The sequence below is a fragment of the Arthrobacter sp. P1_H7 genome (assembly GCF_056405215.1).
On the sequence record NZ_JBFUCO010000002.1, the window covers coordinates 15613 to 28034 of the forward strand.

The 12422-nt window shown below is 68.0% G+C and carries 11 protein-coding genes; 1 reads left to right on the plus strand and 10 read right to left on the minus strand.

Annotated features, from left to right (window positions below):
* Positions 1-16 precede the first annotated feature (16 nt).
* The 10 genes from AC1DXI_RS00860 to AC1DXI_RS00905 form a co-directional block, all read right to left on the minus strand.
* Positions 17-970, minus strand: coding sequence for an HNH endonuclease (locus tag AC1DXI_RS00860; RefSeq protein WP_476937050.1), 954 nt, complete (start codon positions 968-970; stop codon positions 17-19).
* A 127-nt stretch (positions 971-1097) separates the two neighbouring features.
* Positions 1098-2306, minus strand: coding sequence for a serine hydrolase domain-containing protein (locus tag AC1DXI_RS00865; RefSeq protein WP_476937051.1), 1209 nt, complete (start codon positions 2304-2306; stop codon positions 1098-1100).
* Between the two features lie 191 nt (positions 2307-2497).
* Positions 2498-2827 carry a ferredoxin gene (gene fdxA, locus AC1DXI_RS00870; protein WP_026537861.1) on the minus strand — a complete coding sequence of 110 codons (330 nt, stop codon included), beginning with the start codon at positions 2825-2827 and terminating at the stop codon, positions 2498-2500.
* Between the two features lie 6 nt (positions 2828-2833).
* Positions 2834-4312, minus strand: coding sequence for an aldehyde dehydrogenase family protein (locus AC1DXI_RS00875; RefSeq protein ID WP_476937052.1), 1479 nt, complete (start codon positions 4310-4312; stop codon positions 2834-2836).
* A 36-nt stretch (positions 4313-4348) separates the two neighbouring features.
* Positions 4349-5137 carry an SDR family oxidoreductase gene (locus tag AC1DXI_RS00880; RefSeq protein ID WP_476937053.1) on the minus strand — a complete coding sequence of 263 codons (789 nt, stop codon included), beginning with the start codon at positions 5135-5137 and terminating at the stop codon, positions 4349-4351.
* Positions 5137-6090 carry a dihydrodipicolinate synthase family protein gene (locus tag AC1DXI_RS00885; RefSeq protein WP_476937054.1) on the minus strand — a complete coding sequence of 318 codons (954 nt, stop codon included), beginning with the start codon at positions 6088-6090 and terminating at the stop codon, positions 5137-5139. The genes AC1DXI_RS00880 and AC1DXI_RS00885 overlap by 1 nt, the downstream gene beginning before the upstream one ends.
* A 32-nt stretch (positions 6091-6122) precedes the next feature.
* The gene (locus tag AC1DXI_RS00890; protein ID WP_476937055.1) at positions 6123-6929 is read right to left on the minus strand and encodes an enoyl-CoA hydratase-related protein; all 807 of its coding nucleotides are present in this window, start codon (positions 6927-6929) and stop codon (positions 6123-6125) included.
* A complete protein-coding gene (locus AC1DXI_RS00895) occupies positions 6926-8194 on the minus strand; it encodes a CaiB/BaiF CoA transferase family protein (protein ID WP_476937056.1) in 1269 nt (422 codons plus the stop codon). The genes AC1DXI_RS00890 and AC1DXI_RS00895 overlap by 4 nt, the downstream gene beginning before the upstream one ends.
* Positions 8191-9573 (minus strand): FAD-dependent oxidoreductase, encoded by a 1383-nt coding sequence (locus AC1DXI_RS00900; protein WP_476937057.1) that lies wholly within the window; start codon positions 9571-9573, stop codon positions 8191-8193. The genes AC1DXI_RS00895 and AC1DXI_RS00900 overlap by 4 nt, the downstream gene beginning before the upstream one ends.
* A gap of 264 nt (positions 9574-9837) precedes the next feature.
* Entirely contained in the window at positions 9838-10446 is a 609-nt protein-coding gene (locus AC1DXI_RS00905; protein WP_018774791.1) for a helix-turn-helix domain-containing protein, read from the minus strand.
* 588 nt (positions 10447-11034) lie between these two features.
* Between AC1DXI_RS00905 and AC1DXI_RS00910 the strand changes: the two genes are divergently transcribed.
* Complete coding sequence (locus AC1DXI_RS00910) at positions 11035-12339, plus strand: MFS transporter (RefSeq protein ID WP_476937058.1); 1305 nt, start codon at positions 11035-11037, stop codon at positions 12337-12339.
* Positions 12340-12422 lie beyond the last annotated feature (83 nt).

Here is a 12422-nt window from a genome sequence, read left to right on the forward strand (position 1 = left end):
AGGTCTGTTGGTGCTGTTAGTGCTGTTCCAGGATCCGCCGGGCGTCCTGCTGGGCCTGGAGCTGCTCCGGGGTCACGGATTGTCCGGTCAGGAACCCGGCGGCGGCCATGATCCGGCGCAGCTCCGCGACGCTTCGCGGGGTCCGCACCCCGTGGTGCGCCATGGCGTGGCAGTTGGCGCAGAGCGGGACGAGGTCTGTGACGGGGTCCAGTTCATACCTGCTGCCCAGCTGTGACACCGGGACCAGGTGGTGGACCGGAATGAAGTCCTTGCCGATCTCGCCGTAGGCGATTTCAAACGAGAATCCGCATGCGGCACAGCTGGTCCCGTGGTGGGCGACGCAGACCCGCCGGGCGTCCGGACTGAGTTCGTACTTGTTGACTTCGACCCGGGTGACCGCGGCCGCCGGGACGGTGCCGGGCACGGGCTGGGTGGGGTCCGCCGGCACCGGGCCGAACTCGCCCCAGAGTCCGCGGAGCAGGGGCTCGACGGCGGAGTCGACAGCCAGCGCGGGGCCGTGAACTGCTTCCCAGTCGATGCCTGGCACGGCCTCGGCGAGGACCGCGGGCGGGATCTGGTCGCCGGCGGGCAGGAGGGCGTCGAAGTCCACTTGGATGCAGAGCGCGGATGCGGCCTGCGCGCCGGGCTGTGCGTCGTCCTGTGCGCCGGCCCGGGCGGCGCTCGCGGAGTCCGGTGCCTGGGCGCGGGGAGCCGGCCGTTCCGAGACGATAACGCCATGGCCGATCAGGCCGCACCCGTGGCGGCCCTGGAGCACCAGCCACGCGTCCGCGCCGGAGGCAGCCGCCCCGGCGGCGTCCGCGCCGGCCGCGCTGCCGGGTCCGCTGCCGAGACCAGCCCCGACGTCCCAGCTGGCCAGGTGCCGGCCGGTTTCGGCAACCTCTTCCAGCACGGCCGGGTAGGTCCAATCGTTCCATTCGTCGGGGTTCCAGACGAGGATGATTGCTGTCATCTGCCCATTGTCGCAGTCACCTCTGCCTGATGGTCAGAGCAACGGCTGATTGTCACGACTACGCCTGAATGTCAGGACTACGCCTGATTGTCACTGCTACGGCCGATTGCCACACCGGCGGCCCCCACTAGCCTGGACTGCCTGCGGCATTGTTCAGCGGCCCGGTCGGCCCGGTCTTGCAGGTGGCGTTGAGGGTGTCCTCCGCGATGGACTCCATTTGGTGCAGAATGTGCGTGTCGCCGCGTGGGAGCGGTTCCGGCGGGTAGGCCACGGCCATGGTGAGCTGCCGGGTTCCGTCCGCGCTGGTCATGGTGATGGTGCCGTAGCCGGGCACGTCGCCGGGATGGCCGTAGTAGAAATCGTTGGTGCACAGATCGTTCCAGCGGACCACGCCGAGTCCGTACCTGGCGTAGAGCGGGCTCTCCATTTGCGTGATCGTGGCCGGTTTGAGCAGCTTGTTCTGCAGCAGCGCGCGGTAGAACGTATTCACGTCCCCCACGGAGGACACCATGCCGCCCGCCGCGTTGTCGATCTGGGCGGCCGGATAGGTGACGTCGAGTTGTTTGCGGTCCAGGGCGATGTAGCCGTGGACCATGGACAGCGGCGCCGGCCCGGCCGCCGTCATCAAGGTCTCGCTTAAGCCCAGCGGCTCGATGATGTCGGTGCTGATCACCTCGCCGATCCTCCGGCCGGTGAGGCGCTCGACGATCAGCGCCAGGGCAATGTAATTCGAGTTGGAGTACTCAAATCCCTGGGCCAGCTTCGCCTGCCAGGAGATCCGTCCCGCCATGGCCAGCAGATCCGCCAGGCTCACCTTGGTGGTCAGGGCTTTCCGCACCGTGGCCGGATCGAACAACGGCCCGTCCACGGACGGCATGCCGGAGCGGTGCTGCAGCAGTTGGCGGACCGTGACCGGCCCCGGCGGGTGCATCACCTTGTTGAACTCCGGCAGGTAGGTGCTGACCGGCGCGTCCAGCTCCAGCCGGCCCTCCTCGGCCAGTTTGAGCACGCAGACGGCCACCATGGACTTGGTGACGCCGCCGATGTGCACCGGGTCCGTTATCTCGGCCCGGGACGGGCTGTTCAGGTTTCGGACCCCGTAGGCCGCGGACCACTCGTCCCCGCCCACACGGACCTGGATGAGGACGGCCGGGGCGCCGTCGTCGAGCAATCTCCTGCTGAACTGTTCGAGCACGGTCCGGTAGCCGGAATCGGGCGACACCGGCGCCGGAGGTTTCGGCCCGGGGATGCAGCCGCCGAGGGCGGCCGTAAGCACGACGGCGAGGATTGCGGCCGTGAGCCGGCGGAATGATGCGCGGATCCAGACCATCGGCATGAGGTCCTTCTTGCAGGTCGGGGGTGCAGTCAGGGCAGGAAGATGCCCCCAGCCAGGCACAGTCCTAATGCTTGTGATGGTCCTCAGACGGGGTGCAGCCGTCAAGGGCCAAAGGGGTGTGATCATGCGAAAACGGCCGCCAAGCAGTTGTGCTTGGCGGCCGTTTTTCGGCAAGCCGGCGACAGGGAGAGTCAGCCCGTGGCGCCGGCGCCTAGAGGCGCACGCGCCACCACAGGGTGGTCGCGGTGCAGGTTTCCGAGGGCTGAGGCGCCCTGCGGCGACCCCAGTTCCTCGAAGAATTCCACGTTGGCGCGCACGTAGTCGGCCCACTCGTCTGGGACATCGTCCGAGTAGTAGATCGCCTCGACCGGGCAGACAGGATCGCAGGCGCCGCAGTCCACACATTCGGACGGGTGGATGTAGAGGGAGCGTTCACCCTCATAGATGCAGTCCACCGGGCATTCGTCGATGCAGGCCTTGTCCTTGACATCCACACAGGGCTGGGCGATCACGTACGTCATGGCTGGCTACACACCCGTGTAGACGGTCTTGCCCCACGTGAAGAAGTCCAGTGCGGACTTCCCCTGCTCACGGAACGTGTTGGTGGAGGAGTCCTTGACGCCGCCGAACGGCACGTTCAGGTCCAGGCCCGCCGTCGGACGGTTGACCTTGATGACGCCGGCCTGCGCCCGCGCCGCGAAGTCCGTGGACAGCGCCAGGGAGTCGGTGCAGATGCCGGCGGTGAGGCCGTAGCGGGAATAGTTGATCGCGGCCAGTCCGGCCTCGTAGTCGGCGACCTCCAGCACGGCCACTACCGGTCCGAAGATCTCCTCGGTCACGGCGGCGTCGTCGAACGGCAGTTCGGTGAGCACCGCGGCCGGGAACAGCAGCGGCCCGGCGGGGTCGCCGTCGTATGCTCCGGCCAGGAGGACAGCGCCGCGTTCGACGGCGGAGCGCACGGCTGCCTGGTTCTGCTCGAACTGCTGCGGGCTCACCACGGCCCCCATGGCGGATTCCATGCCGTCGCCGGGGGTGTAGGCGGCGGCTTCCTCGGTGAGGGCCTCGAGGAACGCGGACCGGATGCCGGGCGTGACATAGACGCGGGACGTCGCGGTGCATGCCTGGCCGGTGAGCCCGAACGCGCCGGCGGCGACCACCTTGGCAGCCTTGCGGGGGTCGGCGTCGTCCAGGACCAGCACGCCGTTCTTGCCGCCCATTTCGAGCTGCACGCGGGCGCGGCGGGCGTTCAGGATCTCCTGCAGGCCCAGGCCCACCGCCGTCGAGCCGGTGAACGACAGCCCGGCGACACGCGGGTCGCGGGCCAGGGCGTCGCCCACCACGCGGCCCTTGCCGTGCACCACGTTGAACACGCCGGCCGGCAGCCCGGCGTCCTGCAGGGCGCGGGCGAGGTGCGTGGCGGAGAGCGGGGTGAGTTCGGCCGGTTTGATGACGACGGCGTTGCCGCTGATCAGCGCGGGGGCGGACTTCCACGCCGGGATGGCGATGGGGAAGTTCCACGGGGTGATGAGCCCGACGACGCCGAGCGCCTCGCGCCGGGTGGTGATGGTGGTGTCCGGCAGGCCGCTGGGCAGGACTTCGCCGGTGGCGGCCCAGCCGAGGGAACCGAAGAAGCGCAGCACGTCGGAGGCGCGCTTGACCTCGCCCTTGGCCTCGGCGAGGGTCTTGCCTTCCTCGCGGACCAGGTCCTCGGCGATGGCGGTCTGGCGGTCCAGGAGCAGGTTGCCGGCGGCCATCAGGATGGCGCCGCGGGAGGGGGCGGGCAGCGCGGCCCAGCCCGGCTGCGCGGCGGCGGCCGCGGTGATGGCGGCGTCGACGTCGGCGGCGGTGCCGCTGGGGGAGAGCGCGGCGAGCTCGCCGGGGCGGGCCGGGTTCGTCCGTTCGGTGTCCGCATCGCCGAGCCATTCGCCGTTGATGAGGTGCCGTGCGGTGATGAGCGCGCGGTCGGTGGAAGTGGCGGTGGTGTGGTCTGTTGCCGTGGAAGTCATGGGGTTCCTTCGGATGGTCGGGGGAGGGCGGGACGTCTAGAGGCTGCGGATCAGGCCGCCGTCGCACCTGAGCGCGACGCCGGTGATGTACGACGCCGGGGCGCTGCAGAGGAACGCGGCGGCGGCGCCGAATTCCTCGGGTTCGCCGTAGCGGCGGGCGGGGATGGTCTTGCGGGACTCGAGCTGGATTTCCTCGATCGTGGTGCCGCGGCGTTTGGCGGCGGCGTGGTCCAGTTCGGCCACGCGGTCGGTGGCGATCCGGCCGGGGAGGAGCATGTTCACCGTGACGGCGTCGAGCGCCACCTCGGCGGCGAGGGTCTTGAGGTAGCCGGCCAGGGCTGCGCGCCCGGTGTTGGACACGGCGAGGTTGGGCAGGGGAGCCACCACGCCGCTGGAGCCGACGGCGAGGATCCGGCCCCAGCGTCGTGCGCGCATGCCGGGCAGAACGTGCGAAACGAGCGCGTGGTGCGGTTTGACCAGCAGCTCGAACGCCGCGGCGACGTCGTCAGCGCTAAGGGTGGCTGCAGCTCCGGGCTTGGGCCCCGGGCCGTTGAGCACCAGGATGTCGATGGGTCCGAGTTCCGCCACTGTTTGTTCGACGGCGGCTGCCACACCTTCCGGGGTGCTGAGGTCCGCCTCGATGGCGACTGCGCCCGGCCCGTAGGCCTCTGTCAGTTCGGCAACGATCTCCTTGGCGCGGACCTGGCGCCGTCCGGTGATGGCGACGCGCACGCCTTCCGCGGCGAGGGCACGGGCGATGGCGAGCCCCAGGCCGCCGGTCGAGGCGGCCACGAGGGCGGTCTTGCCGCTGATTCCGAGATCCATCAGAAGCTCCCCACCGTGGTGAGGGCCGCCGCCGGCGTCAGCGTGGTTGCGGACGAGCGCGCTTCCAGAGCCGCGGCCGCCTCCGCCAGATGATTGAGCATGCCCGGCCGAAGGACCTCCGGAAACGGTGCCCCCGGTGCACGGACCCCGGCGTCGGCGATGAGTCCGCGCCGGCGCAGGCATTCCTTGCGGACCGGCAGCGCGATCCGGGCCTGTTGCTCGAAGTTGATCAGGGGCAGGTAGGGCAGCAGCGCGTCCCGGGCGGCCTCGTACCCGTCGGTCTGCCAGGCGCGGACGCAGGCGATGAGGGCTTCCGGGTAGGAGAACCCGGTCATGGCTCCGGCTGCCCCGGACAGGAGTTCGTCCAGCAGCCCCTGTCCGCCGAGACCGCCGAATACGGACACGTCAAGCGCTGCGGTGAGCTGCTCGATGGCCACCGACGTGGGCGGGGCCTCCGCCTTGACCGCGATGACGAAGCGGCAGGCCTGCACCACGTTGATGAGCGAGTCGGTGCTGATGCTGACGCCGCTGGCCAGGGGATAGTCCTGCAGCACCACCTTGGCGCCGGTGGCCTGGTGGATGGCGTTCAGGTGGGCGATGACCACGGCGGGGTTCGCGGAGTTGGCCTGTACCATGACGGCGGCCAGGCGCTCGCCGGCCGTGGCCTGCGCGGCCCGGATCTCCTCGACGGCAGTGCCGGTGTACAGCGAGGTCACGCCCACCACGAGGGGCAGGCCGGTTTCCTCGACGGCGACCTCCAGGACCAGGCTGCGTTCGGCCGCCGTCAGCGCGGCGGCCTCGCCGAACACACCCAGGACCGTGAGGCCGGTGGCGCCGATGGATTCGTAGTACTCCACGAGTCCGGCCAGGCTGTCGGTGTCCACGTCCAGGGTGCTGCCCTGGAACGGCGTGGCGACGACGCCCCACACTCCGGGTGCCAGTGACTCCCGCATCTGTTTCTCCTTAACTGGTTGTTCCTGCATGGTCAGCGTCCCGGCCATACGGGCGGGCGCTTTTCCTGGAAGGCGCGGACGCCTTCGGCCGAGTCCTCACTGTCCAGCGCCGCCATGAGGGCCGGCAGCCGGAGGCCGCGCGCCTCGGTGGCGGTCAGGTGCGCGGTCTGCGTGACCATCTGCTTGACGGCCCGGACGGACGTGGGGGCGCAGGCGAGGATCTGGTCCACCCAGCGCTGCACCGCGGCGTCGAGCTCCTCCGCGGGGACCACCTCGTTGACCAGGCCCATGGACTGCATTTCGGCGGCCTCGGCCTTCCGCCCGGTGAGGAGCATGCCCATCGCCTGGGTGTACGGGATGCGGCGCACCAGCTGGTGGATGCCGCCGTCGAGCGCCAACCGGCCGACGCGCGGTTCCGTGAGCCCGAAGCGGGCGGTGTCCGCGGCGATCACGATGTCCGCGCCGAGCACGATCTCCATGCCGCCGCCCAGGGCGTAGCCGTTGACCCGGGCGATGACCGGGATGTCCAGCGTGGTGCGCAGGCTGAGCCCGCCGAAGCCGTTCGGGTCCAGGCCTGCCCAGTATTCGAGGCCGGTCTTGTCCACGGCTGAGGAGGACATGTCCGCCCCGACGCAGAATGCCCGGGTGCCGGCCCCGGTGATGACGATCGCGCGGACGGTCGGGTCGGCTTCGAGCTGGGTCCAGATCTCGTTGAGCCGGGCCTGGGCTGTGCCGTCGACGGCGTTGAGCACGTGTTGGCGGTCGATGACCACCGTCGCGACGTGGTTCTCGATGGTCAGGGTGACCTCGTCCACGAGTGTCTCGGAAACGGCCGTCACCGGAGCACCCCCAGTTGCTGCAGGCGTTCGATGGTCTCGGCGTCGAAGCCGTTCTCCAGCAGCACCTCCACATTGTGTTCGCCGAGCCGGGGCGCGACGCGCCGGACGGTGGGCGGGGTGGCCGAGAGCCGGATCGGGGCGTTGAGCATGCGCACCGTTCCCACTCCCGGGTGCTCGGCCTCCACGATCATGCCGTTGGCGTGGGTCTGCGCGTCGGCGAGGGTCTGCTCCAGGGTGTGCACCGGGGCGTTGAGCAGGCCCTGGTCTTCCAGCCTGGTGGTCCAGTACTCGGTGGTGTTGGTGGCGATGCGCTCGCGGAAGATCGCCTGCAGGGCCGGCTTGTGCTGGAACTGCTGCTCCAGGTTGGCGAACTCCGGCCGCAGCGTGAGGTCCTCGTCCAGGCCCAGCGCCTCCGAAATGCGCATCAGCGGGTCTGGGGTGAAGCCGCCCACCATGCACACGGCGCCGTCGGTGGTTTCGAAGACACCGCTGAGCGGCATGGCGCCCCAGTTGACCTCGTAGCCGCGGTTGAGCTGCATGCACGCCTCCTGCATCTGCAGGTGCAGCATGGAGTCGTACATCGTCACCTCCACCTTTTGCCCGACGCCGGCGGACTCGCGGGTGCGCAGGGCCAGCAGGATGCCCTGCATGAGGTGCATGCCTGTGATGTAGTCGCACAGCGTGGTGGGGTAGATCGACGGCTTCATCTCGTCCGACTCGCGCCGCCACATGACGCCGGAGTAGGCCTGGGCGATCGCGTCCTGGCCGCCCTTGTGCGAGTACGGGCCCACAGGGCCGAAGCCGGTGCCGGAGGCCCAGATGATGCCCGGGTTCTGCTCCTTGAGCTCCTCGTAGCCGAAGCCCATCCGTTCCATCACGCCGGAGCGGAAGTTGCTGACCACGACGTCGGCGTCGGCGAGCAGCCGGCGGAGCACGTCCTTGCCCTCGGCGGTGCGCGTGTCCACGGAGATGCTGCGCTTGTTCCGGTTGATGGACAGGAAGATCGGGTTGTCCTGGCCGTCCTTGTCCGGGAACGAGTTCCGGGAGATGTCCCCGGCCCCCGGGCGTTCCACCTTGATGATGTCCGCGCCGTAGTCGCCCAGCAGCTGGGTGCAGGACGGGCCCATGAACACCTGGGTGAAGTCCACGATCTTGATCCCGTCCAGGGGGAGCGGGGTGCCGGCTGGCGCAGCTTCCGTCCCGGCGGCGGGGGCCGCCGTCGTGCCGTCAGTTGACGCCAGCAGGTCCTCAATCACGGTGCTCATGCCCCCACCACCGCGTCCAGGTCCAGGGTGGCGTTCGACGACGGGACGTCGCCCGGGTCCGCGCCGTGGCGGCGCATGCCTTGCTGGATGTCCAGCGCGGAGACGTCGCGGACCAGCGTGCCGTTTTCGATCGCCAGCGCGGCGGCGACGCCGACGGCCTGGCCCATGGCCATGCAGGGCGGGATCTCGCGGGACATTTTCTGCGCTTCCGGGGTGGCCGAGTAGTGCCGGCCGGCGACGAGGAGCTGGTCCACTTCCTTGGGCAGCAAGGAGCGGTACGGGTAGTAGTAGTCGCGGCCGCGGGCCACGGTGTCCGCGAAGTGCCGGCGGGAGGTGACGTCGTCCTTGGTCATGACGTACTCGCCCTCGAGCAGGCGGGTCTGCCGGACGCCCATCTGGGACGCGACGTCGAGCATGTAGCAGTTCTCGAAGCCGGGCAGGTTGGCGCGGACGTAGTCCACGGCCTCGGAGATCCGGTCCCGGGCAGCGAACTCGGCGGCGGTCATGTCCGCCGGGTCGACGCCGTCGAAGCCGGTCATGTGCGGGGCGTTGCACCAGACGACGCCGTCGATGGGGGTCTTGAGCCACCACAGTTCCCAGGCGCCGCCGAGGAGGCGCTTGATCTTGCGGTTGATGGCGCGGGCTTCCTTCGGGTTGGCCTGTTCGAACGCTTCGGCGGCGTTGGTGTCAACGTTGCCGAGGCGGAAGACGAGGGTGGTGAGGTAGCTGTCCTTGACGTAGCTGGCGCCGGCCCGGGAGGCGACGTCGATGTCGCCGGTGGTGTCGATGACGATGTCCGCCATGAACGCCTGCGGGCCGGACTTGGTCTCGCAGATGACGCCCTTCATGACGCCGTTGTCCACGATGGGGCGGGAGAACCAGGAGTGCAGGCGGAGGTTGACGCCGGCTTCGCGGACGAGGTCGTTGGAGACGCGCTTCCAGCCGTCGGGGTCGAACGCCGCGGCGTAGCAGACCGGCTTCGGCGTGGTGTGGGAGTGGAAGTCGAAGGTGCCGTAGCGGCCCCACTTGTTCCAGAGTTCCTCGGAGGTCTTGCGGTCGTCGGCCGGCGGCACGATGGCCAGGCCCAACTTCTGCAGGCGCTCGACGTACTCGGAGACGATGCCGGTGACGGTGATTTCCTGGCCGTTGATCATGTCATCCAGGACCAGAACCATTCCGCCGGAGGCGAGGCCGCCGAGCGAGGAGTAGCGTTCCAGCAGCGTGACGGAGGCGCCGGAGCGGGCGGCCGTGACGGCGGCGGCGACACCTGCGGGCCCGCCGCCGACCACCAGGACGTCGGAGCGGGAGATGACGGGGGCGATGAGGTCCGCCGTGGTGGTGCTGAGTTCCAGCGACGACATGGCTGTGGACGGGTTCATGGGGATCCTTACTGTTTCGGCCGAAGCGCCGTTAGAGGCGTGCCGTTGGAGCGGTGCCGTTGGAAGGGCGGCCGGTGACGTAGAAGACGGTGCTCAGGAAGACCTCGCGGCGACGCTGACCGCGAATTCCACCCGGCAGAGGGTATGACGCATCGCGGCCCGTTGCGGGCCGTGCTGCGGACTGTTGGAGGGGTTCCGGCGGACACCGCGGTATAGAAGAGGCGTCCGGACCGGAGAAAGGCGACGGCGGCTAGGGCCGGCGGATCACCACGCGTGAGGTGCGTTAACCCAGATCGCTACGCAGACCTCTTCGTAGCTGTTCTTGTACCAGTGGGGCGTATCCGAGGAGAAGGTGATCGAATCGCCTTCCTCCAGGGTGTACTTCTCGCCGTCCAGGAAGACGTCCTTCCGGCCGGAGATGACGATGCCGAATTCCTCGCCGCTGTGGCGGAAAGGAGTGGCGCTGGTGTCGTGGCCTGGCGGACTCACGATCCATTGGGCCTCCAGCGCACCGTTGAGGTCCGGGGTGAGCAGTTCATAGACCGCCTCACCCACAGACTTCTTGGTCACGCCCTTGAGGTTTCGCCGCTCGGCCTTGCGGACCACGGGGGACCTGGTTTCCTCCTGTCCGAGGAAGAACTTCCCCACCGGAATGTCCAGGCCGTGTGCCAGCTGCGCCAATGTGGTGAAAGACGGATTGGCCAGGCCGCGTTCGATCTGGCTGACGATCGCCGGGCTGAGGCCAGTGACTTCCGAGAGCTTCGCAAGGGTCATTCCTTTGTCCTTGCGCATGTTGCGGACCTTGTTGCCTACGGTGGCAAGAAGGACGCTCGTGCCGGCGGGGGAATGTCCCGTGACGATTTCGTTGGCCATGCTCCGACTCTCTCTTGGTGAGCTAACACACATAACTATAGTGAAAACTTTTAGCGAATCAAGGTTTTGGTAAATATTTTTGCGCTTCCGGCCTGAATTTGCGCCTGACGTGCGGCTTTGTCATCCAGTCCGGACGCGGCCTGCCTTGGGCGGGCGGGACTTCTCCGAGAACCATTGACTCTGTGAAGATCTTCAATATAGTTGTGTGAGCCGCAACACTTTGGGAAGAACGCTTTGAACAGGTTAGGGCGCACGGCCTTCTGGCGGAAGGCGCATCCGACCCGCGAACACGTTCTTTTCCTTAAGCAAAGCTGCCGTGACATCTGCCAAGCCATCCGCAGAACACGATGTTGGCCGGTCACCAGGGACCAGTTCCTTGTTGCCGAGCTGGATGGCCCGTTTGCATTCAAGCGCTACGAAGAGGCATGCGTAGCTATCTGGGCTAACTCGCCTCCCATGTGGTGAGCCGGTCCCGCCCCGCGGACCAAGCCAAACGATAGTTTCGATTGCCGGCGACCCCTATGGGGGTGCCGCCGGCAGTCCGTACCCTCACGCACCCCGAAAGTGCGGGGGAAGGAAAAAGGAATCATGACTGACACTGTCGTCAAGACTGACCTGGAGACCGGCCGCAAGTCCCGGCTATCTCCGGAAGTCCGCCGGGGACTGCTCGGCCTTGGACTCGGAAACACCCTGGAATGGTACGACTGGATGGTCTTTGGCCTGCTGTCGGCCTTCATCGGACCCAAGTTCTTCCCGTCGCAGGACCCCGTCGCCGCAACGCTGAGCGCGCTGGCAGTCTTTGCCGTCGGCTTCGCGTTCCGTCCGCTGGGCGGCGTCCTGCTCGGCACCTTCGCCGACAGGATCGGACGACGGCGGGTAATGCTCTGGTCCATCATGATGATGGCGATTACCACCCTGATCATTGCCGTGTCCCCGACCTATGACCAGATTGGCCCCGCGGCCGGTGTCATCCTGCTGGTCTGCCGCATCGTTCAGGGCATCTCCACCGGTGTTGAAGCTCCGCTGTCCACCGCCCACGCCGTCGAACTCGTCCCCGAGGGACGCGAGGGCTTCGTCGCCGGCATCATCTCCTTCTACGTCAACGCCGGCATCCTGCTCGCCTCGCTGGTCAGCTACCTGTCGTCCCTGATGCTCGGCGGAGCCGTCATGGCCGACTGGGGATGGCGTGTGCCGTTCATCGTCGGCGCGGCCTTCGGCTTCGTCGTTGTCTACCTTCGCCGGACGCTCCCTGAAACCATGAAGCCGGAAGAACTGGCGAACAACTCCGCCAAGACCGTCTGGGGTGGAGTGCGCAAGCACTGGCTCAGCGTCCTGGCCATCACTTTCGTCGTCGGCGCGGCGCAGGCCTACAACTACGCCTGGAACACCGGCCTCCCGACGGCCGCCCGCACCGGCTTCAAGGAGGACGCAACCGCCGTCTTCGCGCTCACCACCATCCTTGGCGTCGTGCTGGTTGTCGGTAGCCTCATCATCAGCAAGGTCGCTGACGGCAAGTCGATGTCCAAGTGGTTCCTGATCACCCGTGCGCTGGCCATTCCGTCCGTCTTCCTGATGCTGATGTACGTCAAGCCCGGCATCGCCGGCTTCGCGGCCGTCCTCCTCGGCGGCTCGGTGGTGCTGGTCCTGAACATGACCCTGTACAACGTGGTCACCAGCTCCCTGATGCCGAAGGGCTGCCGCGGTGCCGGCACCGCGCTCGGCTACGGCCTGGGCGTCGCCCTCTTCGGTGGCACGGCCTCCTACCTCCTGGTCTGGCTCCAGTCCATGAACGCGTCCTGGATCTTCCCCGTCTACGTGGCCGTCCTGTCGGCGCTCAGCATCGTCTTCTACCTGCTTGCCCGGAAGAAAAACGGCATCTTCATCGGCCGGTAGAACACACAGCCGGCCACGAACACAGCCGGGTACGAACACAGGCACGTACGAACAGCGGTAAGTAGGAACGGAAAGTGGGAACC